This is a genomic window from Aliivibrio sp. 1S128 (assembly GCF_001691065.1).
In the GTDB taxonomy this organism is placed as follows: Bacteria; Pseudomonadota; Gammaproteobacteria; order Enterobacterales; family Vibrionaceae; genus Aliivibrio.
In genome coordinates this window covers 31,020-57,095 of sequence record NZ_MAJV01000025.1, presented here as the reverse complement: position 1 = coordinate 57,095, position 26,076 = coordinate 31,020, and the positions used below count along the sequence as shown (strand labels likewise).

The following is a 26,076-nucleotide window of genomic DNA, read 5'->3' as shown; positions in this document are numbered from 1 at the left end:
TTGTTTATAAAAACTAGCAGCTATGTTCCATTAAGAACTGAACATCATCTTCTGCATTGTAGTACACGGGATCTTTTCCGTAAGAGAACAATTTAAGTGGTTTTTCATTTGCCGTGTGGTAGCTCAATTGACCATCAAGGATATGTAACCATGTTCCTTCAGGGATACCGACTACCGGCTCATGTTTATTCACTTCTAAAAATTCTTGGATACGCTCATCACGAGTCTCACCAAAATGCCCCTCAACAGACGCTTCTAAATAGTGTGGGTTAATTTGGAAAGGTACTAAGTTTAATGACGGCAGAATTGCACCTGTAATAATAGGCATGTCATTGGTTGTACGAATCGTTGGACAACCAATATTTGTGCCTGCACTCCAACCAATATAAGGAATACCATTATCAAGTACTGCTTTACGAATTGGACCAACCAAACCTAAATCATGCAGTGTTTTATTTAATACCCAAGTATTACCGCCACTAACTAAAATACCATCCGCTTCTTGAATTGTTTTCACAGGATCTTCTGAGCGATGCAAACCCGTTACTTTACAATCTAAACCTAGATGATCAAACGTTTGCTGAACCATAGCAACGCGGTCGTCATGGCTAGAGCGGATCACAGCATAAGGGATCAATACTAAATTTTTTGCCTTAGTTCTCTGAATTTGTTCTACAATAGCTTTGCTCGCGAATTCCATCACGTAGTTGTTACCTGAAATCTTGCCGTTACTTAATAATAAAATATCCACTTCTAACTGCCTTATGTCTATTTAACATCGCTTTTTAGCTTTATCCAATACGAGAAAAACAAGCGATATGATTACGAAAGATGCAAAAACAATATCAGAAATAGTGACGTTAAAACTTGTGTTAGATCGTATCTGTAGTCTATAAATTATGACTAAATAGGAAGAAATAGTACCGTCGTCACAAACAAGACAGAAAATAACTACTCACCAAAACTTGTGAGAAAGCAGAATATAGGCATAATGCCCTTTAAATTTTATTCATAGTTCAAAAATACGTCACAACTTGGGACGTTTATCTACGCTCATATGAGGTGCAATGAAAATACCAAACAGATTACTACCATTAGTTGAAGATGGTTTAATAGATGAAGTTCTAACCCAATTAATGAGTGGTAAAGAAGCCTCGGTCTACATTGTACGTAGTGGCGATAAGATTCAATGTGCCAAAGTCTACAAAGAGATTGAACAACGCAGCTTCAAACAAGCCGTTGCTTATCGTGAGGGACGAAAAGTAAAAAACAGCCGCCGTGCTCGTGCGATGGAAAAAGGATCTAAATTCGGTCGTGATGAACAAGAAAAAGTATGGCAAAACGCTGAAATTGATGCGCTATACAAACTATCAGAAGCAGATGTGCGTGTACCTACACCCTACGGTTGTTTTGATGGCGTTCTATTAATGGAATTAGTGACAGACGATGAAGGCTCTGTAGCTCCTCGTCTAAACGATATAACACTAACAAAAGAACAAGCGTTGCGTGATCATGATTTAATGATCCAATACGTAACTCGTATGCTATGCGTCGGTATTGTTCATGGTGATTTATCGGAATTTAACGTATTAGTTGACCATCTCGGCCCTGTTATTATCGATTTACCTCAAGCGGTAGATGCGTCGGCAAATAACAATGCGAAGTGGATGCTTGAACGTGATGTGAATAACATGACGACCTATTACGGCCAATATGCACCAGAGTTACTCGGAACCGAATACGCAAAAGAAATGTGGGCACTGTATGAAATCGGTGAATTAACACCAAACAGCACACTCACAGGTGTATTTGTAGATGATGGTAAAGATGCGGATGTTGATGGCTTAATGGCCGAAATTAACGCCGTTATGGAAGAGGCGCGCTTACGTAAAGAACGCCAACTTGAAGACCAAGATAACGACTAATCTTTATACTCTTATAATATCACTGGCAGATGACGGATTATCTGCCCTGTAATTCCCCAACCCTGCTTTTTCTTCTCTATTAAATTTATGATGCTCAATAAAGTAATCAACTTGATTCACAGTATCCGTTGCGTAAATCAAGCTAGTATGCGAATGGTTAAGACACAAATGATCACTAAGCTCAGGAAGTAATGTCTCTTCTACCGTTACCGTTCCATCCGAAGGTTGCTTATCTCGAATAAGAGATGAACGTAGACCAATGGGTATCGTACCGGCGATAGAACCAATAGGACAATCGACCATTAATTTATTTACATCAACCAAACCTTGTTCTTTCGAATTTCCTAAAATGAACCCTAGTCTCATATGCTGAAGCTCTTTTGCAATGGAAGCTCCTTGAAGTGGTGAGCCTATCGTTACAATCGAGTCAATTGGTGTATTTTTATCTTGGTGGGTATTCACAAAATGAACGCCTAAAATACCGCCTAAGCTATGACCGACAATGACATTCTTTTTAGAGACCGATAAACAATTATGAATACGCTTAAAAAGTAAGGTTTCATTGATGCGTAAAGAATTATAAGTAATGACTTGTACGGTATGACCTTTTTTTCGTAATCGTGCCGCTAGTGGCTTCATTACAACACCATGCATATATAATCCATGCAATACAACTATGTTCGCCATTACTTATTCCTCTACTTAAAACACTTATATACGACTATATCAAGAGCGAATAGTTCTAACGCCCTAGACATATCATTTATCACGGGTAGCGACAGTCTTAATTTATGAATCGTGAGCGACTACAAACTATTGAATTAAAGGATTTTAATTTTCAATAGAATGGGAACTTTCTTCCGCTTCATTATTCAACCAAACCGTGAATAATTGATAGGTTAAACTCAGCACTACCGCACCCACAAATAAGCCGACAATACCTGACATCGCCATGCCACCTAACGCCCCAAGTAAAATAACAATCATCGGTATATGAGACCCACGGCTTAATAAAATCGGTTTTAAAATCGCATCGCTACTACTTACCAATACACACCAAACAGAAAAAAGTACGCCAGTGGTTGTAGTATCAACGCTGAAAACATAAAAAATAATAGGCAAAAGTACCAAGATTGGTGGTAACTGAATAATAGCAAAAACAAGAACTAAGAAGAGCCATAAACCCAATACGGGAGCAGGAAGCCCTATCACGGCCATACCTAAACCTGCCATCATGGTTTGAATTACAGCCACACCAATGACCCCTTGAACCACACTTCTAATTGTCGTTTTAGATAATTTAGTTAGATCTTCACCATGTGCTCCCGTCAATCTATTTGAAACCAAAATAAAGGCACGTTCGCATTTAGCTGCATTCGCCATAAAGACACCGCCAATAATGGTAGAAATAATAAACTGAATAAATCCACCACCAAGAGAACCAACAATAGAGGCGGCTTTACTGGCAACGACTTTTACTTCTCCACTGTATTTAAAAAGCAAGCTTTCAAGGTTTGAAGACGCTAATGACATAAAAGAATAGGCTTCATTACCAATGATAGGCCACTCTTGCATACTCAATTTAGGTTTAGGAATAGTTATCGTCCCATCTTGATAGCCTAAAAAGAGTTCCGTACCACTCGTATAAATCCCTGTAGATAAAGCCACTAAGGGGATCAATAATAAAACCACCCCAACAATGGTTAAAACAATACTGACTTTACTTTCACTTAATCTCGTTTTATTACTAAAAAAAATCACAATAGGATACAAGGCAGTCGCAATAATGCCTCCCCATACCATCAATAATAAAAAAGGCTTTAAGATAGAAAAGCACCACAAGACCAAAACAGAAAGCGCACTGATTTTAATAAAGGCATCAATCGCTTGATTGGAAAAATTGTGTTCTAGTTTCATAAACAGTCCTTGTCGCAAAAGGGAGTTGTATTCATATCGCGTTTACCTAATTAAAAAAACTAATGCTTTTCTTTCGTAAACCACCAACATAACAATGACGCGATAGTCACCATTATAACGCCTTGCCAAAATTGAATTGTTAGCTCAATGTCTAAAATCCATGCAGAAAAGAACGTAGATAATATAGGGGTAAAATATGAAAACGTAGCGAGAAGCACCATGTTCCCACCAATAATACCGATATTCCACAATGCATAGCCACTGCCCATGATCACACCTGCAAGTAAAAGGTCGATAGCGGCACTGCTTGTCATCACAATCGAACCTTCATCACTGATGACGTATTTGCCCCATAACGCGACTGCTGTTGCGATGAAAAACCACGTAATTGCGTTTTTACCATTGGCTAATTTTTTCGTGATATTACAATAAATTGCCCAAAGAAACGCTCCCGTAAACGCAAGGGAATAACTCACCGGGTTAGTCGCTGCATTATTCATTAATTGAGTAATAGAAAGGCCTTTATCTCCACTTAATGTCCAAGCGACACCAAAGAAAGACAATAATATAGCCGGATAAATTACCTTATTTATGGGTTTATTACTTACAAGTACGGCAAACAATACCGTTAACGATGGCCACAAATAATTAATGATACTCATTTCAACGGCTTGATTACGGCTATTTGCCATACCTAATGCTAATGATAAACACATTTCATAACTAACAAATAACCCACCACCAATCAGTAAATAACGCGATGAAAATACACTTAATTTAGGTAATCCCATCACTAAAACTAAAAATAATGACCCCACGCTATAAATCATTGCAGCCCCACCAATTGGACCTAACTGCTCGGTAACATTACGTATTAATCCGACAATCATGCTCCAAAATAAAATAGCACTACAACCAGCCAACGTATATTTATATGAGGTATTCAAGGTAGATATTTCCTAAAAATAAAAAGTAACCACCTTACTTTATCATCTAAATAAGAAATATATTCATAATATAAATAAACCCGGCATGAACCATGCTTAATAATCTTACAAATTAAACACACTTTACTTACAGAACTATCATTAAATAACGAGAAGATTACATTTATTATGTTTAAAAATTTATCGCTTAAAAATAAACTGGCTATCTCTGCCAGCGCTGCAATCATCCTCGGGGGAGTATTGGTTGAAGCTCTATCATTTTCCGCTTCGTTAGATCGTTTAGATACCGAAGTAACACAACGATTAGAAAGTACCACAGCCTCATACAATCAATATGTGACAGATTGGGTCCTTTCTAAAGAGCGCGCCTTAACCTCACTACCAAAAGAAGCCAGTCCTGATGCCATTGTCGTTCACTTACAACAAGTTCGTGATTCTGCAAAGTTTGATAATGTCTTTCTTGCCTATCCTGATGGGTCTCAAGCCAACGCGAATGGGGTAATTCTTCCACCGGGTAATAATGACCCTAGAAAATGGGGTTGGTACACAAACGCCATTGCCGCGCCCTCTAAAGTCTTTATGGATAATCCAACCGTTGCCGCAGCAACAGGCGCAAACGTTATATCTTTAGGTAAAGCCTTGAATCTACATGGCCAACGAATCGTTCTTGGTGCCGATGTTGAAATTACCGATATCTTAAACAGCATGGGAAAAGTCATTATTCCTGGTGAAGGCTTTATGTTTATTGCCAACAAGAAAGGGAATATTTTCACTCACCCGAACACCGCATTACTGAATAAATCAGTCTCCACTTTAGGCTTGGATTTTTCAACCATTCAACAAGCAACAAATAGTAACTCTGACATTTCGATTGAATTGGATGGTGAGAAGTTCATTATGTATGCTCAGAAGATTGAAGGCACAAGCTTAATTACGGTGAGCATCATTAATTATGATTCACTCGTTGCCCCTTTATTTGATGCGGTATCAGGTCAAATTATCGTCACAGCAATTGTTGTAATTATATGTACTCTACTATTCAACCTTCTGTGCAGCATTTTATTCCGCCCATTAAATAATGTCTCTCAAGCTCTTGCTCAAATTGCAAATGGTAGCGGTGATTTAACGCAACGAATCCATGTTGAAAATAAAGATGAGGTTGGTGAGTTAGCAAATAATTTCAATACTTTTGTTGAAAGCTTACAGCAACTTATTCAGCATATTCGCCAACAATCACAACAACTTACCGAAGGTTCAGAACAAAGTACAAATCGTGCTAATAATTCCGTAAAAGAACTGAACCTTCAGCAACAAGAAATTACCATGGTTGCTACTGCTGTCACTGAAATGGCATCAGCCACTCGTGAGATTGCTTCTCATGCAGAGCAAACGGCAGAAGCCGCGCAGAATTCATCAAGCAGTACTCAAAAGGGGCACTCGCTTGTCGTTGAAACAAAAGCATCAATCAATAACCTAGCTAACGAAGTTAATGAAGCAAGTACGGTAATTAGTGAGCTGCAACAGCACTCTCAAGAGATAAATACGGTACTGGCAACTATCCAAGGAATTGCTGAGCAAACGAATCTATTGGCATTAAATGCGGCAATTGAGGCCGCACGAGCAGGTGAACAAGGGCGTGGTTTTGCCGTCGTTGCTGATGAAGTACGAGTTTTATCACAACGTACTCATACTTCAACAGAAGAAATCAAGTCGACCATTGATATTCTACAGCAGACAACAAGCCGTGCTGTTAATCTAATGCAAAGCAGTTCTGAGCTTGCGAACAGTTCAGTAGAAGATGCTGACCGCGCAACGCTTGCACTAGAAGAAATCAGCTCGTCGGTCACCTTAATCAGTGATATGGCGACTCAAATTGCGACGGCTGCTGAGGAGCAAACCCATGTAACAGGTGAGATTACTCAAAACATTACCTCAATTAAAGACGTCACTGATTTACTCGTTATTGATTCAGAAGACACGTTAACTCAATCTTATTCTCTTAAAGAGCAGGCTGTTGATTTAAGTGAAAAAGTAGCAACATTCAAATTATCATAATGGTGTAAATCGACTAGTAGAAGTGGTATTTAACTCACCACTTCTACCGTTTTATGTTGGGGGCCTAAGTAAGTTCCTTCATCAATAAAATAGCGTAACGATTCTTCACACTCTGGACACTCAAAGATCTCATTAGGTTCAATAGCTTCATCTTCAACCCACTCCCAGCCAATGTGCTCTTCACAACTCGGACATTCCATTTTTATACCTCTAGCATTTTTTCCTAGTATAATACTTATACGTAGCCACATAAATCTTCTTACCCATTTGTAAAACAAATTTTTATCCATTATCTTTAAGATAATCATATTTTGTTATATATCTGGTGATTTATGCTTAACCCATTATGGCTTAATACATTTTGTACTTTAGTTGATATTGGTCATTTTACTCAAACAGCCGAACAGCTATATATGACCCAACCGGGTGTTAGCCAACACATCAAAAAATTAGAAAATGCCTGTGGTTATAATTTATTAAAACGAGAAGGAAAAAGTGTCGATCTTACTGAACAAGGTCGCTTAGTTTACGACTTTGCTCGACAACAGCAGCGTCATACAGCGAGCTTAATTGAAACCTTAAGTTTTGATGACCCATACAACGGTATTTGCAAGTTATCTTGCTCTGGTGCGCTAGCCTTATCTCTTTATCCAGAGTGCATCGAGTTACAAAAGATGCACCCTAATTTAGTGACGTTTTTAGAAGCCGCACCCAATCATAAAATATTAGACGATATCCAACGTGGGAATATTGATATTGGTATTGTCACTCACCGCCCTACGCCAAATTTATTTATAAGTGAAGAATTGACAAAAGAGCCTCTCTGTTTGGTCCTTCCAAAACAATATCAAAATACCCCAATAACCATTGATGTATTAATGTCGTGTGGATTAATTAAACACCCAGATGCAGAGCACTATTTATCATTATATTTCGACCATTGCCAAGATGCTGCATTAGAAAATGGCAATGCAAACGAATTTCCTATTACCAGTTATATAAATCAGCTTAGCCAGATTTTATTGCCAATAGCCCAAGGGATTGGATTTACTGTCTTACCACAAAGCGCAATTGATGCTTTTCATAACAAAGACGCACTGTATATTCATCAACCGACTCAAATCGTATTGGAAAGCTTATTTTTAGTTCAAAAAAGGAATCGAGACTTACCGAAACGCTACCAGACATTAATAACAAAACTCAAAGAAACATTATTGTAGGCGGTAGGTATATGAGGCTTATTGTTAAAAAAGAAATTACAAAGCACTAAAACCAAAAAACTCCTGATTATCAGGAGTCTTTTTTTACCATTTTTTAGCCGCATCTTTTGCTGTGTCTTTCCAGTATTGAATTCGCGCACGTTGCAATTGGGCTTTTCTTGTTTTTTTCATAAGATACTTCCTTTAATCACTCGCTCATCTTTGAGCTGCGGTCATAAATCTCAATGACCCATTCAATCTATAGCAGTGTATAACACTTTGCGAGGATCAAGATCACGAATATTTAAACGTACTGCGTTTTTTTACGTATTATTTTTGATCTAGGTAACAGTTTAACGACTATCATCACTAAACTGCATATTATTACCGTTTAGCCTATGAAAGAAACAACCAATTGAAATTACTCTACTAAATTAAAAAACTGATACATATAATTCAAATTCTCTCAAACGGTATCCTCTAATTCTTTATTTGAAATTGTTCCTGTATTTACTACGGAATTTACGATATTCAATATTGATACGGCTTATTAAATTCATCGCACTGAAACATTAATGACATCAAAATCCACTAAAACTGTCAGAAATTCGCCTCAAAAACGTCACAAACTCTCTCTAGGATGACAATCAAATTATTGATGTAGTCCAAAAGGATAGAGACGAATGAAAACATTACTAACCAGTGCAACATTAATTGCGACAACCCTATCTACACCGCTATTTGCTAAAGAAGCAGATATTCAATCTCTTGTGAATGCGGCGAAACAAGAAGGTCACATTTACAGTGTTGGTATGCCAGGAAGCTGGGCAAACTGGAAAGATACATGGAATGACCTAGGAAAAATCTACGGATTAAAACATCAAGATACCGACATGAGCTCGGCTCAAGAAATCGCAAAATTTTCTGCAGAAAAGAAAAATGCAACGGCTGATATTGGTGACATTGGCTTTGCCTTTGCACGAGTCGCGGTTAAAAAAGGCGTCACTCAAGCGTATAAACCAACCACTTGGGATTCCATTCCTGATTGGGCAAAAGACAAAGAAGGGCATTGGGCTCTAGCTTACACGGGCACTATCTCATTCATATCAAACAACCAATTAGTAAAAAATCCACCAACATCGTGGAGTGATTTATTAGAAGGTACATACAAAGTCAGCGTAGGAGATGTTGGGGTTGCAGCTCAAGCAAACAATGCCGTTTTAGCGGCGGCATTTGCTAATGGTGGCGATGAAAGTAACTTAAAACCAGCCATTAAATTCTTTGCTGAATTAGCAAAACAGGGTCGTTTATCTTATACCGATCCTGGCTTAGCAAACTTAGAAAAAGGCGAAGTTGAAGTGGCTATCTTATGGGATTTCAACGCGTTGAATTATCGCGACAAGCTCGGTCATAATGAATCAGGGCAGGCACGTTTCAGCGTAAATATTCCTCAAGATGGATCGGTTATTTCAGGCTACACCACCATCATCAATAAATTCGCTAAAAATCCAAACTCAGCAAAACTAGCTCGTGAATATATTTTCAGTGACCAAGGGCAAATTAACTTGGCTGAAGGCTACGCTCGTCCAATTCGTAACGACGTAATATTACCTAAAGCTATTCAAGACAAATTAATTCCAAGCGACCAATACACTAACGTTCATCCTGTTAGTGACTTCAAAGCATGGGAAAAATCCGCTCGTAAATTGCCACGTCAATGGCAAGAAAACGTCCTTATCAATCAACAGTAGAGGTTGCTATGAACAATAAGGTTATCCTTGTTGTTCTTGATGGACTTAATTACCAAGTAGCCCGCGATTGCATGGGCTACTTAAATGGGTTAATTGAGCACCAAAGAACAACGCTATATAAAATTCAATCTGAATTGCCGTCGATGTCTCGCCCACTCTATGAGTGCCTACTCACCGGTGTGTCTCCAGTCGAAAGTGGCATTGTAAACAACAATATAGTGCGTTTATCTCATCATGAATCGGTATTCAGCTTAGCCAGAAAACAAGGGCTAAAAACAGCGGCTGCCGCTTATCATTGGGTCAGCGAACTTTATAATATCGCCCCTTATCATGCAGTACGTGATCGCTTTACTGATGATGAAAATCTGAATATTCAACATGGTTGTTTTTATCATTGGGATCACTATCCAGATGAAGCATTATTTCTAGATGCAGAGCACCTTCGTCGTACTCACCAACCCAATTTCTTATTAATTCACCCAATGAACATTGATGATATTGGGCATAAATTTGGCTTAGATTCTCGCCAATACAGAAACAGCGCACGCGTGGCCGATATTATTCTGTCTAATTATATTGATGATTGGGTTCGCGATGGTTATCAGATCCTCATTACCAGTGATCACGGCATGAATAACGACTTATCACACGGTGGGATCTTACCAGAAGAACGTGAGGTTCCTTTATTTGTCATTGGTCATCGTTTTAGTCATCAAGATCCAGATCTTAAAAACATAAAGCTAAAGCAAACCGATATCTGCGGTTCTATATGTCAATTATTGGCACTTGAACACGACAAACCTTATTCTCAGGAATTATTAGCATTATGAGTAGTTCTGTAGTCACTCATTCTAAAAACAACCCAAGTAAGCGATTACCATTGTGGTTACATAAAATAAAGCCTGCGATTTGGCTCGCTCCATTGGCATTATTTTTCTATTTATTTCAATTAGCTCCGATGATTTGGGTGTTCATCAATAGTTTTGTTTATGAAGATGAATACTCTTTTGAAAACTATCACGAAATATTCGATTCAAGCTTTATGCTACAAGGGTTTAGTAACAGTTTATGGTTGGCTATTTGGTCGAGTTTTATTGGGCTCGCAATTGCTACTTTGTTGGTTTCATCATTACGAAGAATTGACAGCAAAATTCGTGATGGCGTTATAGCCTTTACCAATATGAGCAGTAACTTCTCAGGCGTACCGCTCTCTTTTGCCTTCATTATTATTCTAGGCGTTAATGGCGCATTCACTTTGCTACTCAAGCAATATGGTCTCATTGATGATTTTAATTTATATGGCCAATGGGGCTTACTCACGCTTTATATTTACTTCCAAATCCCTTTGGGTGTTTTATTACTTTATCCCGCGTTTGATGCATTAAGCGATGATTGGCAGGCCGCTTCAGCACTACTTGGTGCAAAAACATGGCAATACTGGACAAAAATCGCCTTACCCGTGTTATCACCCGCATTACTCGGCACCTTCATCATTTTAATCGCTAATGCCATTGGTGCTTACGCCAGTGTGTATGCTCTCACCAATGGTAACTACAACGTCATTACCGTTCGTATTGCGAGTCTTGTTTCTGGGGATTTATTCTTAGAGCCAAATTTAGCCGCCGCAATTTCTGTCATCTTAATGGCAATACTGGCCTTCATTACCCTAATTAATCAATGGCTTATTACTAGGAGTTATCATGCAAAACGTTAACGCCACCTTTCACAAATCAGTCGTTTATTCTATTGTCGGTATCATGATGATCCCAATTATCGCGACGTTTGTGTACTCGATGTCTTCACGCTGGGGGGCGACAATCCTTCCAGATGGATTCACTTTGAACTGGTATGGACAACTATTAACAGACGAGCGTTTCATCGCTGCATTTGGGCGTTCATTATTTATTGGTCTCGCCGCATTAACGTTGAGTGTTGTACTGATTATTCCCGCTATTTTTGTTGTGTTTTATTACTTCCCAAAACTCGATAAAGTGATGAACATTCTCATTCTCTTACCCTTTGCGGTTCCACCTGTCGTGTCATCCGTTGGGTTATTGCAAATCTATGCTGACAGTAGTATCCCTTTAGTTGGAACACCCTGGATACTAATCGGAACCTATTTCACTATTGCATTGCCATTTATGTACCGCGCTGTCGCAAATAGTTTTGAAGCCATCAATTTACACGATCTAATGGATGCAGCTCATTTACTAGGAGCAAGTACAACCAAAGCCTTTCTCTTGATCATTCTTCCGAATTTAAGAAAAGGATTAATGGCATCACTCTTCTTATCCTTTTCATTTTTACTGGGTGAATTTGTGTTTGCCAACATCTTAGTCGGCACGCGTTATGAAACTCTGCAAATCTACCTCTATAACATGCGACAAACAAGCGGACACTTTACGTCTGCATTAGTAATGACCTATTTCTTATTCATCTTTTTACTGACTTGGCTAGCAAGTCGTTTTAGCCAAGGGATCAAATCATGAGCTATGTAAGCGTAAATAAATTAACGAAACGTTTTGGTGATAATACCGTATTTGAAGATGTGAGTTTCAATATCGAAAAAGGGGAATTCATCACGTTATTAGGCCCAAGTGGTTGTGGTAAATCAACACTACTTCGTAGCTTAACGGGCTTAGACCCTATCAATAACGGCGAAGTTTGGGTAAATGGCGAAAACATCACAAACCAAACACCACAACAACGTGGTATTGGGATGGTGTTTCAATCTTATGCCTTATTCCCCAATATGACCGTAAAAGAAAACATTGCATTTGGTTTGAAAATGAAAAAAATCGATGCACATACAGTCGAAAAAGAGGTAAATAAAGTCATTGAATTGGTTGATTTGAATGGCAAAGAAGATCGCTACCCACATCAACTTTCTGGCGGACAACGTCAACGAGTTGCATTGGCTCGTGCGTTAGTTGTAAAACCTAGAATATTATTACTGGATGAGCCATTATCGGCATTAGATGCAAAGATCAGAAAACGCCTTCGCCAACAGATTCGAGATATTCAAAAAGAACTGAATTTAACCACTATTTTTGTCACTCACGATCAAGAAGAAGCGATGATCATGTCCGATCGCATCTTTTTAATGAATCAAGGCGAAATCGTTCAACAAGGATCACCAGAAGAAATATACACCCAACCTGCAAATGAGTTTGTAGCTGGTTTCATGGGACACTACAACTTGGTGGATGCACCAAAAGCAAAACAACTCTTTGATATTGAAACTGAATGGAAAGTCGCCATTCGTCCAGAATCGATTTATGTAAAAGAAGAAGGTCGACACTATGCCGAGCATATTTCAGCACCAAAACAAGGCATTATTAAGAGCCACCAATTACTTGGTAATGTTATTCGCTACCAAGTCGATGTAAATAATTGCGATCTTACCGTCGATTTATTAAATCGTTCTTCAGAGAGGCTGTTAGCCGCAGGAAGTACACTAGACTTACTCTTTAATCTTAACGAAATTCAACCAGTGAGAGCTTAGTATGACGCAGCCATTGTACGTATTTGATATGGATGACACGTTGATCAACGGTGATTGTGCCATGATTTGGAATGAGTTCTTAGTGGATAAAGGAATTGTCACGGATCCTAGCTTTTTAACGGAAGATAAACGTTTAATGGCACTGTATTCGCGGGGTTTGATGGATATGGAAGATTATCTTGCCTTCTCAATGCACCCATTGAAAGCAGTGGCAAAAGAAAAAATCACAGAACTTACGGAAGAATGTGTCGAAGAGCGAATTTTGCCTTTATTGTTTCCCGAAGCAAAAATGCTCATTCAAGAATTAAAAAACGATAACATTGATATTGTTATCATCTCTGCATCAATCACATTTTTAGTCAACGCCGTCGCTAAAAAAATCGGCATTGAACATGCAATTGGTATTGATTTGAAAGAAAAAAATGGTTGTTACACTCGCCATATATTAGGAACGGCAAGCTATAGAGAAGGGAAAGTAACGCGATTAACGGAATGGTTAGGTGAAGAAAAGAATACCTATTCTGATATTCACTTTTATACTGATTCTATCAACGATTTACCATTGTGTTTGTACGTGGACCATACGTACTTGGTAAATCCTTGTGAACCACTAAAAAGCTATTCAGAGAAGAATAATTGGCCTGTGCTATTTTGGGGAAGCCAATAAAAATTCAATTAAATCTAAAAACGTGATTAATTAGTAAGAAATTAAAAAATTGCCAATAGAGTGATTATCGCTATTGGTAATACTTCCTTCGCCCGTCTCTTCACAATATGAAAATTGAATATCAAACGTATTCAAATTGCCTTTGATTAAGACATTACGCAATAAAACATCACTGTTTAGTTGGTGAATTGGAGCGTCCCATGAAACATTATCTTTGAAAATAGTAAAACTTACGTTCATTTAGTACCTTTGGATTTATAAATAGAAAATATGATTATTTTTTAACCTGTGCTTTTTAAATACAATGAGGCCAAAAAATTAATTTAAATTATGTAATAGATTGATGTTACAGAAAATGATTAGATTAAAACTAGGATAGTAAGGATAACTAAGAGATTTTATGACAAGTACAAAACAGGAGCAGATGTTTGAAATGTTTATATCTTACAGAGTAGAACTAAATCGAGTGTTAACAATATTTAAAAGTAGCGCAGATGGTATAAATACCATCTACGCAACTTATTTGAAATTAAGCAGCTACAACGTTAGCAGCTTGAGGGCCTTTTTGGCCTTGCTCAACTTCAAAAGAAACTTTTTGGCCTTCAGCAAGAGTTTTGAAACCCTCTGAAGCGATAGCACGGAAATGTACGAATACGTCAGCGCCGCCGTTATCTTGAGTGATAAAACCGAAACCTTTCTCTTCGTTAAACCATTTAACGATACCAGTTGTTTTAGACATGTGATGTCCCTTATATTTAAATTCATAAAAAATCGCATAATGCGATGCGCTTAGAGCTTGAATTATTAAATGTGACGACAAAGCTAAGGGAAACACTGAGAATAACGACATTACGAAGAAATACTAAGGCTTACTTTTACTTGATGTTCATTAACAACTCTGAGCAACAGAGCGAGATGGATAATACCTTAGTACCAAATATTGTAAAGTTTTTTCTTCATTTTTTTTTGCTCATTGACAATCAGATTTAATAATATCAATAAGTTACAACTGTATTTTTTATCCAAATCACGTCAACTTAAACGGTATTAAACAAAATCGAAATCTAACATTACCAAGAAAATCGATTAAATCATCCCCCTCTTTAGCTATGATAACTTTATAAATAAGCCATCACATCCCTATTTAGCGGAGTAATAACGTATGAAAAAAATAGTCCCATTTATTCTACTCGCCTTTTTCAGTCTACGTTTATTCGCTTCTGTAGGCCCTCATATACAACAATTAGAGCATGATGGATTCACCATTTTACGTTCAGCTCTGATTGTTGGTGCCATCTGTTTTGTGATTTCATTTGTCATCAAGAAATTTAAAAAACCGTCAACCGTTATGACAAAAACAGACGATGGTTCAGAATAATAGATAAAAAAATAGCGGCCAAGTTGGCCGCTATTTTTTATTTGTATTTACTGTTGAATTTCAGCGTCATGTCTATAGATATGAAGATCTCTTTGTGGGAATGGAATGCTAACACCTTCCACATCAAAACGTTTCTTAACCGCTTCAGTGACTTCCCAATACACATCCCAATAATCATCCGTCTTCACCCATGGGCGAACAACGAAATCTACTGATGATTCATTTAACGTATGCAGTTTAATCATGTGCTCAGGCGATTTTAATACTTTTGGATGGCTTAACAAAATATCATTAAAGATAGATTTTGCTTTTTCAATATCATCTTGGTAACCAATACCAAAAACCATATCGACACGTCGCACCGTCTCAACCGTTACATTCTTAATTACATCACCCCAAATCTTATTATTTGGGAAGACCAAGTTTTGGTTATCAACGGTTTTAATTGTTGTTGAAACCAAGTTCATGTGGCTCACTTTACCTGTGATACCAGCAATCTCCACTAAGTCATTAACATCAAATGGACGATAGATAAGAATCATCATTCCTGATGCAAAGTTTGACAATGTGTCTTTTAATGCAAAACCGATAACGACACCAGCAACACCAAAACCAGCCAGTAATGGACCTAGATCAATACCTACTTGAGATAATGCGATCAAAATACCAATCAACATAACTAGCTTAGTCCCCATTGATACAAAGAAATCTTGCATCAAACGGCTGAACTTCATTTTAGAATGCGAAACACTGTGTTTAATCGTTTTTCTCGCAAGCTGAGAGAGAAGACGAGCAACCCAAAGAATAATGAAGAATATAAGCACTTTAAATATTAAAGAGGGAGCATTCTGAATACCCCATTCTTTAAAGCTATTACCCCATCCTTCCAGAAGCCCATAAGCAACACCTAAATCAAGTACATCACTGTTAATATCCCCAGTCATTGAGAAAATAAGTTGTTTATATTTTGTAATATCAACGCCATTTTCTTCCATTAACCCTGTTGTCGCTTGTAAGCTTGCAACCATTAATGAAATACGCTCTGTTAAATTCACAGCATTGTGCTTCAACGTTGCTTTTTGTTCTTCTGAGGCAAATTTCAAACGTTTAGCGATATCACTTCGTTGAGTATTAAGATAATGAATGACGTTAAATAAAAGATCAGCACGGGTTTCTAATTCTTTTAAAATTATTTTTTCTTGTTTCGAAAAATCAATATTTAATTCTTCACCCCAAGACAACGTTTCAAATGCTTCTACGTAGTATTGATCCATCAAACCAAGACGCTTTTGAGCCGCAAATTGCAAATCAGCCTTCTCATCACCACTTGCTTTTCTTGATGCTTTAGTAATTCGAATTAGCTCTTTTTGACTATAAGCTAATAATTGATTAATCAATTTCATTTCAGACTGAACTAAACCAGTTAATTCAGCGCTCTTTGGATCTTCTTGGAGCTCTAATGCTATGTCCGCTCGAACGGTTTCATTTTGTCGACGTAATACATCTTCAAAAAACAGTTTATCGGCTGGATCAGCAGTAGATAACTGAACTAAGCGTTCCTGTAATTTTTGTTGTGTAACTTTAATTTCATTAATACTTTGTGCGTAAGTTGGCGTAATAAAGCTAACCATCAATAGCAACAAAGCCACATATTTCTTAATCATAAAAAACGTCCTATATAAATCATGACTATATAATAATCTAAGCCTGTCTATTCTCGTGCATAACTCTTATCAATAATAGTGATAAATGATGATATTACGCTCACTTGTTGATAATTTGTGATTTAAAAATAAATTTACTGAGTGACACTTTACTCCGTTATGTTTCAATGTGTATTTGATATCGTTAATATAATTTAATTCAGCTTTTCTGTATTCTCATGAGACATGTTAATTAACATCGCTACTATTCATTTTTAAAACAATAAAAAGGGCGTATCTATATAAAATAAATACGCCCTTTCACATATGAATAATCCGTTAAAATCGCTTTATCATTATTTATAGCTCAGTAATAATTGCTTTCAATTTCTGAGCTAGCGCTTCATTTTTTAACTCACCTTTTTCCATGTCAAAATTATCGTAAAAACTAGGAATAGACAGCGAACCTTTCACTTCTGCTGCAAAATAAGGGGCTGAACCTGTTGCCGCAGCAAGTACTGTTGCTGCACCACCAGGACCTGGAGACGTCGCTAACATAATCATAGGCTTGCTTTGATATACCTTCATATCAATACGAGATGTCCAATCAAATACATTTTTAAATGCCGCTGTATATGAACCGTTGTGTTCTGCGTATGAAATAATAATCGCATCCGCTTCACCAATCTTTTGGAAAAAACGTTTCGCAAGATCTGGTTGACCTAGTTCTTTTTCTTTATCTTCACTGAAAATTGGCATTTCAAAATCATTTAAATCTAATAATTCAACATCTGCATTAGGCACTAGACCAGCTGCGTAAGTTGCTAATAATTTATTAATTGATGTTGAACTATTGCTTGCAGCTAGTGCTAATACTTTCATGGTTATTCCTTACTTAATCTATTTGAGTAAAAAGAGTAGGTGATACTTTTCTCTTTTCAATGTCATTCTATTTTTTTGCGATGAAGTAACTATAGTTTAATTACAAATATTGATTAATAGCCTAAATGTGCAATGATTGTTTCCATATGACTGGTAATACAACCTAAGAGGCAGATTAATGGCGTTCAATTCAGCTTTATTTGATGGGATGGTAATTTTTGTTGAAGTCGTGAACTCTGGCAGCTTTACTCAAGCGGCACACAACAGCGGCCATTCAACCTCTTATATAAGTAAAGAAGTTGGCAAATTGGAAGAACGCTTAGCCGTTCGCTTACTTCATCGTACAACTCGTACCCTACGCTTAACTCCTGAAGGTGAATTGTATTTTCAGCAATGCCAGCAATTGATGGAAGATGCTCAAATGGCAGAGAATGCCTTAACAGGGCAACAAGATAAACCCAAAGGAAAGCTGCGCGTTAGTTGTCCCGTTGGTTTTGCCTTATCCCGTTTGCGTCCTATTATTTCTAAATTCACAGATCGTTATCCTGACATCATTTTAGAATTAGATCTTAATGACAGGAAAATTGATATTGTAGCGGAAGGGTTTGATCTTGCGATTAGAGCCTCGCATCAACTTGAAGATTCCAGTTTAATCAGCCGCCGTTTTTTACGCTCTGAAGGCATTGTGATTGCATCTCCAGATTACTTGAAAAAACACGGCTCACCAGCACATCCTAACGATCTAACAAATCATAAAACCATCAGTTATAGTTATGTAAAACAAGGATTAGTATGGGACTTTATTGATAAAGATAATCAGCATTTTACGGTGCCAATACAAAGCCAGCTCATTACCAATAATTCATTTATGGAGGTCTCCTTGTGTGTTGAAGGAGAAGGTATTACACGCATCCCTCGTTTCCATTTAAGAAACGAACTAGAAACAGGGCAACTCGTCGAGTTATTTGCAGATTATCCAAAAATCATAATTGATGTATTTATGGTATATCCAAGTAGAAAGAATATGTCAGGGAAGGTGCGCTGCTTTTTAGATTTCATCACAGAGCACCTTGGAGATAAGTAATAACAAGAGTGGACGGTTATTCTTCTAGTAAGGCTTCAAAACGCTCAAGACCTCGTAATGGGTCAAAATCTGTTTCTTCACCAACAAGCTCACGCATTGAAGAGCTTGCATTAATAGAACGTTGTAAATCATCAATAGCCTGAACTTCTGCACCCAATTGAGCATACGCACACGCACGTTGAAACAGTGCATGTGCGTTTTTATCATCCACTTCTAGCACTCGATTACACAGGTTTAATGCCCAATGGAACTCACGCATTTCCATTGCTGCATCGGCTTTATATGTTAATGCTTCTAAATCACCCGGTCTAACCGTTAAGATCTCATCATAAACACCCATTTTCTGTTCGGCCGTTTGAACACTTTGAGCTCTCAGCCATAGATTATGCACTTCATTGATAATTTCAATTTCACGATTATTTTCTGTAATTATTCGAGTTTTACGTTTTAAATCTCGCTCTAAGGCGACAAACTTCTTTTCATAATCCTGGGCAATTTTATTAAGTTGTTTATCTGCCATCTCTCTCGTGTTTTGCTTCATTTCCTTTAGAGATTGCCAACCAATCAAGGCAACCAAAGAAGCAACGGCGGCAATAACATAGAAAAAATAGGTCACGGTTACATTAGAATAATTAAGAGACTTGTCCGCAACAGCAAGCTCTCTGTCTGTAATTTGGATAATCATTCTTTTTTCTAAGTCTTGCTGATCTGTCCGTAATGCTTTTAATTCATCAAGAATGTAGCGCTCCATTAATGGTCGATCTAAGTACTCTTGTTCTGAGTAACTCACTTCTTCAGCTTGAATTGAAAGCGAGGTAAAAATAAGCATTGCAAGCAGAAAGAGAGGTCGAATCATAAAATTGGCCTTATTAATCGTGTAATTACGGATTGGTATGTTTAAAGATAACATATCCAAGTCGCTTACATTGTCTTAACAAGGCAATCAGCTAGAAATAATTACAATCCCATCACCATAGAACCTATTAATAACCCAGCCATGCTGTAGTTAAATATTTTCAAATGACTCGGTTTCGTTAATCTTTTTTGTAACTGTTTTCCTGCGGCAGTCCAAAAGCTAACGGTTGGTACATTAATACAAATAAACACGAATGCGATCAGAAACACACTAAACATATCAGCACTGGTCGCGTAAATACTCATTACCGATAACGCCATTGACCATCCTTTTGGGTTGATCCACTGAAAGCTCGCGGCTTGTAAAAAAGACATCGGTTTATAATCGCCATTAATATTATCTACAGGCTTACTGCTCGCAATTTTATACGCCAGATACAATAAATAAACAGCACTGATAATTTGTAATGCTTTCTCTAGTTGTGGATAGGTCTGAAAAATTTGAACCAAACCAAATCCTACTAATATCAGCATAAACGCAAAACCGAAGATCACACCCAGCATATGAGGAATAGTTCGCACAAAACCAACGTTCGCACCTGAAGTCATCAACATGATGTTATTTGGTCCAGGTGTAAACGCACCAACAAAAGCAAATGTGGTTAAAGCAAGTAAATAGGTGTAATCCATAATAAGCATCTTATAAAAGTAAATTCTGCTTGTATCTTAATGCGAGACTGAGTAAATTTTCTGTCTATATTTGCTTAAAATAAATTTAATACGCAAGGATTAGTCGCTATGGATAGGTTTGACGAGAGAATATTGCAAGAGTTGAGATTGAGTGGTCGACTGACTAATGTTGAGCTATCAGAGCGCATAGGATTATCTCCTTCTGCAACCCTCAGACGAGTACAAGAATTAGAAAGAAACCAAACGATTCAAGGCTACCGAGCGGTATTAAACCCTAGTAAATGCGGGGTAGGTTTTATTGCGTATGTAACCATTGGTTTATCGAACCACAGTAAGCAGTCTCAGAAGGGGTTTGAAGCTCAGATCATGGATTCTAAAGAAGTGGTTGAGTGCCATAATATAACAGGCTCAAATGAATACTTATTGCGGGTTGAGACTGAGAGTCTATCCTCTTATAAGCAATTTCATTCAAATGTGCTTGGAGAGATCTCTCAGGTCAACTCAATTGGAACCTTAGTGGTGATGGACACACCTAAAGATGAGCGCACTTAGGCGTGTAAATACTTTGCTAGAAATGTATTTCGGCTTAACTGATGCAATTGTTTTGCCGAGCTCAATATCATTTTCACAGGAACAATAATAAAGTAAATAGAGGCAATAACGACCATAACAGGATCCGCAAGTTGTGCATAATGTGCGTATGACGTTAATAACAATAATTTAGCTATCATAAAACCAACAAACACTGCAGCACTGATCACGGTATCCATTAGCCACTGTTTTGCCTCAGCATCAATCAAAGCTGAATTAACTTCATGACCTTGAGTTTTCATAACCCAATAACTGGTATAACAACCAATCATGCTAAACACACCAAATGCCAACGCGATACCCGTATTCACCTCTCGACCACCCTCCATTATCGCTTGAATCGCAGCAATAAATGACAGCACACACATTAAGGTAATTGCGATCCCTTTTAGCAAAATAACTGAAGACTCAATTACCTTAACGCGCTTAATATTCTTTGATACGTCTTTTCTGCGAATGTATAAAACTGCCATTAGAGAAACTAACGTTAGGCCTAAACTGACGAGCGAATATACTCCATCAAAAATAATAACGAGTGAGTGAATTAACGTACCTAGCGCAATACCAATCATGGCAAACAATAACGCTGAAAACGTTGAGACTAATAACAATTGCCTTTCTTTGTGAACTGAATACGACATACTTTTTACTCCATGACTTATTTTTCGTCTTTTTTATCTATGTAGCTCATAATATAACGGAAATTGGTGATAGTATAATCAGTCAGCGTCAGGTTATTCGTCGCTTAATGTTAAATATATGTTTTACCATCACATTGTTGAGTCAAGACCATGAAAACCAGTCAAATTGAAATGTTCTTATATACAGTTGAGTTAGGTTCCATTGCCGAAGCCGCACGTAAACTTCAAAAAAGCAGAACAACAGTAAGTGCTGCATTAAATGCATTAGAAGATGAGTTGAATGTAACGTTATTAACCCGCACAGGAAATCGCATTACAGCGACAGAAATAGGTGAATCTTTGGTGCATGATTTTCAACGAATTTCTCTTATTAGCAATGACATTGAAAACAAGTGCTTTCAATTCAATAATGGCGTGGCTTCGACCATTAGAATCGTTCGTGATGATGCGCTACCTGAAGCAATTTGGCGTCAAATCTTAGGTAAAATGAGTCGTAAATTTCCTAGCACCAGTATTTCTATTTATGTTGCCCCCTCTCCCGAACTAGAAGAAATGGTTGAACAAAATATTGTCGATGTCGCTTATGGTTTATTACCTATTAATAATGAATTACTGCATGTTCAGCAAAATGAATTAGGCCAGATACGAATGATGTCTGTCGCCCATAAAGACCATCCTCTCAATCAACTCCGAAAAGTAAATTTAACCGATCTTGAAAGTAATACGGAAATCATTGTGAACTACATTGATGAAGATGGATTAATGATTGTAGAGCCAAAATCAAGTAAGTACATTGCTCTGACGTTTTATGAACACTTACGTGATGCAGTGTTAGATAAAACAGGTTGGTCTTCTGTTCCTTCATTATTAATTAATGAACACTTACGAGACGGTACCTTAAAAGTACTTAAACATAACCGAGCAATGAATTGGCAATCTTTTGCTGAAATGACAAAATCAAATATGCCTAGAGGGGTAATCATTGATTGGTTATCAGAGCAAGTTGAAGATTATTTACTCGAAGTGTCTGAGTAGTCGTTATTTATAGATAACTAGATAGGATTAAGAACTATTAGGTTGGAAATAGAAGCTATCTCCAACCTTGTTTATTTATCGATTTAAACGTTGGTCAACTTCAACCGCAAGCGCAACTGATGCACCAACCATTGGGTTATTCCCCATACCAATAAAGCCCATCATAGCAACGTGTGCAGGAACAGATGAACTACCAGCAAATTGTGCATCCGCATGCATTCTGCCCATCGTATCTGTCATACCATAAGAGGCAGGACCCGCGGCTACGTTATCTGGGTGTAATGTACGACCCGTACCGCCACCAGATGCAACAGAGAAATACGGCTTACCTTGTGCTAAACGTTCTTGTTTGTAGATACCAGCAACAGGATGTTGAAAACGAGTAGGATTGGTTGAGTTACCCGTAATACTGACATCAACTCCTGCCGCATGCATAATTGCTGTGCCTTCGCGCACATCATCAGCACCATAACAAAGAATGTCACCGCGTTGTGTTTGTGAAAAACGTTTTCTGCCTACTTCAACTAACTCACCGGTTTGATAATTAAATTGCGTTCTTACGTAAGTAAAACCATTGATACGAGAGATAAGGTACGCTGCATCTTTACCTAAACCATTCAACACAACCCTTAATGGTGTATTACGTGATTTGTTTGCATTAAGTGCGATTTTTATCGCACCTTCAGCAGCAGCAAAAGATTCATGACCCGCCAAAAAAGAGAAACATTGAGTCTCATCAGATAATAAACGAGCCGCTAGAGCACCGTGACCAAGGCCAACTTGACGTTGCGCTGCCACGCTGCCTTTTTTACAAAATGCTTGTAGACCTTCACCAATAATATTCGCCGCCGCCGCTGCACTGCCGGCCTTACGATATAACGCCAATGCCGAGCCTAACGTGTAAGCATCGCATGCATTATCAAAAGCAATTGGTTGAGTATCAATGACCAATTTTTTAGGATCAATGTTCATTTCAAGACAATAGTTATACGCATCATCTAATGTAGATAAATTCATTTCTTCAAGTAGGGTTTGGATATTCGTATTCATAATGATGGCCTCAATTATTCTTGACGTGGGTCGACAGTTTTTACCGCTTCAGCGAAGCGTCCATAAGTACCTGATGCCGCTTTTAATGCATCATCTGCAGATACACCTTTGCCAATATCAGCCATCATTTTTCCAAGATTCAAATATTCATAACCAATCACTTCACTATTTTCATCAAGGCCTAAACGTGTCACATACCCTTCAGCAAGCTCCATATAACGAACGCCTTTGGCGCTAGTTGAGTAGCTTGTTCCTACTTGACTTCGTTTGGTTTTACCTAAATCTTCTAAAGCCGCGCCTATTTCTAAGCCGCCTTCTGAGAATGCAGATTGAGTACGACCGTAAGCAAATTGAAGGAAGATTTCACGCATCGCAACGTTAATTGCATCACACACTAAATCGGTATTCATTGCTTCTAAGATTGTTTTCCCGGTAAGAATTTCGGCAGCCATCGCAGCAGAATGCGTCATACCAGAACAACCAATCGTTTCAATCAGTACTTCTTCGACGATACCGTCTTTTACGTTTAGGGTAAGTTTTGCTGCACCTTGTTGAGGTGCACACGCACCGACACCATGACTTAATCCTGAAATCGCGATGACTTCTTTTGGATTAATCATTCGACCTTCAACAGGGATAGGAGCTGATGGGTGGAGATCGCCTCTTTGAATAGGGCACATGGTTTGAATTTCTGATGCGTATTGCATAATATTTTCCCAATGATTAGGAAAACAGGTGTAGGAGGGTGTTATTTACCTACAGACCAAGAGCGATCAACTAAAGACCGTTCAAACAGATACACCTGTTCTCTTTACTGTAGGAGTCATCAGCCAATATTGGCGGTTAAGTAGGTGGCACCCCATCACCTTGTACGCCTTTATATTAGACCTAGATCACATTATCGTGCAATAACGTTTTTAGATTAAATTCACATAATAATGGTTATTTTTATATGTTAATTACCATAAAGAGATAGAGTCCCCCCTCTCTCTTTATGATTAAAACATTTCATATTTTATTTAAGACTATAATGCTTTCATATTAATTTTATAACCTAAGTACATCACTTCTACCTTTGCGTAGCCAAGAGAAACAGCTTCAAATTGTTGGCTTAATTCACGTGCATGATCTTCATCTTTTGCCATAATAGAGACTGAATATGTTGGTCGTGTTGAACCATCTTTTACTGTTTGGGTATCGATATAAGAAGACGTAACTAGACCCGATTTATTTAGCGCAATGACACGCTGCAAATCAATTCCAATCACTCGATCCATTTCTAACACATTAATATCTGCCTCCCACTTAAACATTAACCCATAATTCTTATTACTTGGAGTATTATCTAACCACTTACCTCCAAGGGGTTGAATATGTTCAATTTTAACTAAATTCTCTTTATAAAATGGAAGGTAAGATAATTTATCTTCTACGCCTTTTTCGTTATCAGCTTCAATAACAAAACGTAAAATCCCCATTAGTTTTCCATCAATTTCACTTTCTACTAAGAACATATCTTTGATTTCTTTATTCTTAATTAACTCACCAAATGCTGAACGCTGCTCATCCATCATACTCAAAACTTTATCGGCGTCAGTCGTATTCCAATTTAATGTCACGCCATAATCAGCAGCCTGTACTATCGCTGAAGAACCAAGTAATGAGGTAATCAGTAAGGTTGTTTTAATTGATTTTTTCATAAAATTTCTCTCTCTAATTTTATAATCTTTATCTAAAAGGTGGTTTTAAAAACAAGGGGCTCGCATTTAAAAACGTGAACGATAAGAACGGTGGCACGCATTGCAAATATCTTGTGCTTGCTCTAAACCCGCTTCTGCTAATGCTTTATCTTGTTGTTGGCTTGCTTGATAAAGTTGAACAAAGCCACTATCCATCTCTTGCATCAATTGATTAAACTTTTCAGGTTTATTCCATATCGCTTCTTTGGCTTTACTGCCATCTTGGCTACCTTCCGGAAATGCTGTAGTTAGTAATTGGCTATGTTTAGAAAGTTCATGGCTGATCAATTCAATTTCGTTCCACTTAGGCGCATCTTCATCAATCATGCCTTCAACTTGCTCTGATTGATTTTCGATATGTACAAAAGCCTGTTGTCTTGTGTTAATAAGGTCAACACTCGTTTGAGCAAATGCAATATTTGGTAGTAAAACACATAAACTAAGTACTAATTTTTTCATTACTTTCTCTCTAATAGATGTCTGTCTCGCTTCAAGTTGCATTTAATTTACACAACAACAGTT

At 37.7% G+C, this 26,076-nt stretch carries 29 protein-coding genes and 1 riboswitch; of the genes, 13 read left to right on the top strand and 16 right to left on the bottom strand.

What is annotated here, in order from left to right; genetic code table 11:
• Window positions 1–13: 13 nt before the first annotated feature.
• On the bottom strand, window positions 14–751 hold the full coding sequence (pepE, locus tag A6E03_RS04660) for a dipeptidase PepE (RefSeq protein WP_065592018.1): 738 nt from the start codon (window positions 749–751) through the stop codon (window positions 14–16).
• Between the two features lie 316 nt (window positions 752–1,067).
• Between pepE and A6E03_RS04655 the strand changes: the two genes are divergently transcribed.
• Window positions 1,068–1,925: a PA4780 family RIO1-like protein kinase gene (locus A6E03_RS04655; RefSeq protein ID WP_065592019.1), complete on the top strand. Its 858-nt coding sequence runs from the start codon at window positions 1,068–1,070 to the stop codon at window positions 1,923–1,925.
• Window positions 1,926–1,928: 3 nt separating this feature from the next.
• Here the strand turns inward: A6E03_RS04655 and A6E03_RS04650 are convergent, their stop codons facing one another.
• The 3 genes from A6E03_RS04650 to yddG form a co-directional block, all read right to left on the bottom strand.
• The gene (locus tag A6E03_RS04650) at window positions 1,929–2,612 is read right to left on the bottom strand and encodes an alpha/beta fold hydrolase (RefSeq protein ID WP_083190295.1); all 684 of its coding nucleotides are present in this window, start codon (window positions 2,610–2,612) and stop codon (window positions 1,929–1,931) included.
• 144 nt (window positions 2,613–2,756) lie between these two features.
• Entirely contained in the window at window positions 2,757–3,842 is a 1,086-nt protein-coding gene (locus A6E03_RS04645) for an AI-2E family transporter (protein ID WP_065600264.1), read from the bottom strand.
• A gap of 59 nt (window positions 3,843–3,901) precedes the next feature.
• The gene (yddG, locus tag A6E03_RS04640) at window positions 3,902–4,789 is read right to left on the bottom strand and encodes an aromatic amino acid DMT transporter YddG (protein ID WP_065600263.1); all 888 of its coding nucleotides are present in this window, start codon (window positions 4,787–4,789) and stop codon (window positions 3,902–3,904) included.
• A 168-nt stretch (window positions 4,790–4,957) separates the two neighbouring features.
• Here yddG and A6E03_RS04635 point away from each other — a divergent pair, with 168 nt between their 5' ends.
• Window positions 4,958–6,844, top strand: a complete 1,887-nt coding sequence (locus tag A6E03_RS04635) for a methyl-accepting chemotaxis protein (RefSeq protein ID WP_065600262.1) — start codon at window positions 4,958–4,960, stop codon at window positions 6,842–6,844.
• A 29-nt stretch (window positions 6,845–6,873) separates the two neighbouring features.
• On the opposite strand, the gene A6E03_RS19990 is transcribed toward A6E03_RS04635, so the two are convergent.
• A complete protein-coding gene (locus tag A6E03_RS19990; protein WP_141676913.1) occupies window positions 6,874–7,044 on the bottom strand; it encodes a hypothetical protein in 171 nt (56 codons plus the stop codon).
• A 132-nt stretch (window positions 7,045–7,176) separates the two neighbouring features.
• Between A6E03_RS19990 and A6E03_RS04630 the strand changes: the two genes are divergently transcribed.
• From A6E03_RS04630 to A6E03_RS04600, 7 genes are all read left to right on the top strand, one after another.
• Window positions 7,177–8,064, top strand: coding sequence for a LysR family transcriptional regulator (locus A6E03_RS04630; protein ID WP_065592023.1), 888 nt, complete (start codon window positions 7,177–7,179; stop codon window positions 8,062–8,064).
• 662 nt (window positions 8,065–8,726) lie between these two features.
• Window positions 8,727–9,794: an ABC transporter substrate-binding protein gene (locus A6E03_RS04625; RefSeq protein WP_065600261.1), complete on the top strand. Its 1,068-nt coding sequence runs from the start codon at window positions 8,727–8,729 to the stop codon at window positions 9,792–9,794.
• An 8-nt stretch (window positions 9,795–9,802) separates the two neighbouring features.
• A complete protein-coding gene (locus tag A6E03_RS04620) occupies window positions 9,803–10,624 on the top strand; it encodes an alkaline phosphatase family protein (protein WP_065600459.1) in 822 nt (273 codons plus the stop codon).
• Window positions 10,621–11,508: an ABC transporter permease subunit gene (locus A6E03_RS04615; protein WP_065592025.1), complete on the top strand. Its 888-nt coding sequence runs from the start codon at window positions 10,621–10,623 to the stop codon at window positions 11,506–11,508. The genes A6E03_RS04620 and A6E03_RS04615 overlap by 4 nt, the downstream gene beginning before the upstream one ends.
• Window positions 11,495–12,283: an ABC transporter permease gene (locus tag A6E03_RS04610; protein ID WP_017021573.1), complete on the top strand. Its 789-nt coding sequence runs from the start codon at window positions 11,495–11,497 to the stop codon at window positions 12,281–12,283. Before A6E03_RS04615 ends, A6E03_RS04610 begins: the two co-directional genes overlap by 14 nt.
• A complete protein-coding gene (locus tag A6E03_RS04605) occupies window positions 12,280–13,299 on the top strand; it encodes an ABC transporter ATP-binding protein (protein WP_065592026.1) in 1,020 nt (339 codons plus the stop codon). Before A6E03_RS04610 ends, A6E03_RS04605 begins: the two co-directional genes overlap by 4 nt.
• A gap of 1 nt (window position 13,300) precedes the next feature.
• On the top strand, window positions 13,301–13,966 hold the full coding sequence (locus tag A6E03_RS04600; protein ID WP_065600260.1) for an HAD family phosphatase: 666 nt from the start codon (window positions 13,301–13,303) through the stop codon (window positions 13,964–13,966).
• A 30-nt stretch (window positions 13,967–13,996) separates the two neighbouring features.
• On the opposite strand, the gene A6E03_RS04595 is transcribed toward A6E03_RS04600, so the two are convergent.
• Both A6E03_RS04595 and A6E03_RS04590 read right to left on the bottom strand, forming a co-directional pair.
• Window positions 13,997–14,206, bottom strand: coding sequence for a hypothetical protein (locus tag A6E03_RS04595; protein ID WP_065592028.1), 210 nt, complete (start codon window positions 14,204–14,206; stop codon window positions 13,997–13,999).
• A gap of 289 nt (window positions 14,207–14,495) precedes the next feature.
• On the bottom strand, window positions 14,496–14,705 hold the full coding sequence (locus tag A6E03_RS04590; protein WP_012552262.1) for a cold-shock protein: 210 nt from the start codon (window positions 14,703–14,705) through the stop codon (window positions 14,496–14,498).
• A 423-nt stretch (window positions 14,706–15,128) separates the two neighbouring features.
• Between A6E03_RS04590 and A6E03_RS04585 the strand changes: the two genes are divergently transcribed.
• Window positions 15,129–15,344, top strand: a complete 216-nt coding sequence (locus A6E03_RS04585; RefSeq protein WP_065592029.1) for a hypothetical protein — start codon at window positions 15,129–15,131, stop codon at window positions 15,342–15,344.
• Window positions 15,345–15,391: 47 nt separating this feature from the next.
• On the opposite strand, the gene A6E03_RS04580 is transcribed toward A6E03_RS04585, so the two are convergent.
• Window positions 15,392–17,008: a mechanosensitive ion channel family protein gene (locus tag A6E03_RS04580; protein WP_065600259.1), complete on the bottom strand. Its 1,617-nt coding sequence runs from the start codon at window positions 17,006–17,008 to the stop codon at window positions 15,392–15,394.
• 339 nt (window positions 17,009–17,347) lie between these two features.
• Window positions 17,348–17,869 (bottom strand): NADPH-dependent FMN reductase, encoded by a 522-nt coding sequence (locus A6E03_RS04575; protein WP_065600258.1) that lies wholly within the window; start codon window positions 17,867–17,869, stop codon window positions 17,348–17,350.
• Between the two features lie 178 nt (window positions 17,870–18,047).
• On the opposite strand from A6E03_RS04575, the gene A6E03_RS04570 reads away from it, so the two are divergent.
• Window positions 18,048–18,953 carry a LysR family transcriptional regulator gene (locus A6E03_RS04570; protein WP_065600257.1) on the top strand — a complete coding sequence of 302 codons (906 nt, stop codon included), beginning with the start codon at window positions 18,048–18,050 and terminating at the stop codon, window positions 18,951–18,953.
• 16 nt (window positions 18,954–18,969) lie between these two features.
• Here the strand turns inward: A6E03_RS04570 and A6E03_RS04565 are convergent, their stop codons facing one another.
• Both A6E03_RS04565 and A6E03_RS04560 read right to left on the bottom strand, forming a co-directional pair.
• Window positions 18,970–19,809 (bottom strand): hypothetical protein, encoded by an 840-nt coding sequence (locus A6E03_RS04565; protein ID WP_065600458.1) that lies wholly within the window; start codon window positions 19,807–19,809, stop codon window positions 18,970–18,972.
• Between the two features lie 101 nt (window positions 19,810–19,910).
• Complete coding sequence (locus tag A6E03_RS04560; RefSeq protein WP_065600256.1) at window positions 19,911–20,498, bottom strand: LysE family translocator; 588 nt, start codon at window positions 20,496–20,498, stop codon at window positions 19,911–19,913.
• A 108-nt stretch (window positions 20,499–20,606) separates the two neighbouring features.
• On the opposite strand from A6E03_RS04560, the gene A6E03_RS04555 reads away from it, so the two are divergent.
• Complete coding sequence (locus A6E03_RS04555) at window positions 20,607–21,050, top strand: Lrp/AsnC family transcriptional regulator (protein WP_065592034.1); 444 nt, start codon at window positions 20,607–20,609, stop codon at window positions 21,048–21,050.
• On the opposite strand, the gene A6E03_RS04550 is transcribed toward A6E03_RS04555, so the two are convergent.
• Entirely contained in the window at window positions 21,047–21,730 is a 684-nt protein-coding gene (locus A6E03_RS04550) for a cation transporter (protein WP_065592035.1), read from the bottom strand. The two genes, A6E03_RS04555 and A6E03_RS04550, sit on opposite strands and share 4 nt — an antisense overlap.
• A 150-nt stretch (window positions 21,731–21,880) precedes the next feature.
• On the opposite strand from A6E03_RS04550, the gene A6E03_RS04545 reads away from it, so the two are divergent.
• Complete coding sequence (locus A6E03_RS04545; RefSeq protein ID WP_065592036.1) at window positions 21,881–22,765, top strand: LysR family transcriptional regulator; 885 nt, start codon at window positions 21,881–21,883, stop codon at window positions 22,763–22,765.
• 75 nt (window positions 22,766–22,840) lie between these two features.
• On the opposite strand, the gene A6E03_RS04540 is transcribed toward A6E03_RS04545, so the two are convergent.
• The 4 genes from A6E03_RS04540 to A6E03_RS04525 form a co-directional block, all read right to left on the bottom strand.
• Window positions 22,841–23,815, bottom strand: a complete 975-nt coding sequence (locus A6E03_RS04540) for a GGGtGRT protein (RefSeq protein ID WP_065600255.1) — start codon at window positions 23,813–23,815, stop codon at window positions 22,841–22,843.
• A 14-nt stretch (window positions 23,816–23,829) separates the two neighbouring features.
• The gene (locus A6E03_RS04535) at window positions 23,830–24,522 is read right to left on the bottom strand and encodes an iron-sulfur cluster assembly scaffold protein (RefSeq protein WP_017021560.1); all 693 of its coding nucleotides are present in this window, start codon (window positions 24,520–24,522) and stop codon (window positions 23,830–23,832) included.
• Between the two features lie 103 nt (window positions 24,523–24,625).
• A riboswitch (Fluoride riboswitch) is annotated at window positions 24,626–24,691 on the bottom strand.
• A 149-nt stretch (window positions 24,692–24,840) separates the two neighbouring features.
• Window positions 24,841–25,515 carry a hypothetical protein gene (locus A6E03_RS04530; protein ID WP_065592038.1) on the bottom strand — a complete coding sequence of 225 codons (675 nt, stop codon included), beginning with the start codon at window positions 25,513–25,515 and terminating at the stop codon, window positions 24,841–24,843.
• A 66-nt stretch (window positions 25,516–25,581) separates the two neighbouring features.
• Window positions 25,582–26,013 (bottom strand): cytochrome c, encoded by a 432-nt coding sequence (locus tag A6E03_RS04525; protein ID WP_065600254.1) that lies wholly within the window; start codon window positions 26,011–26,013, stop codon window positions 25,582–25,584.
• Between the last annotated feature and the right edge of the window lie 63 nt (window positions 26,014–26,076).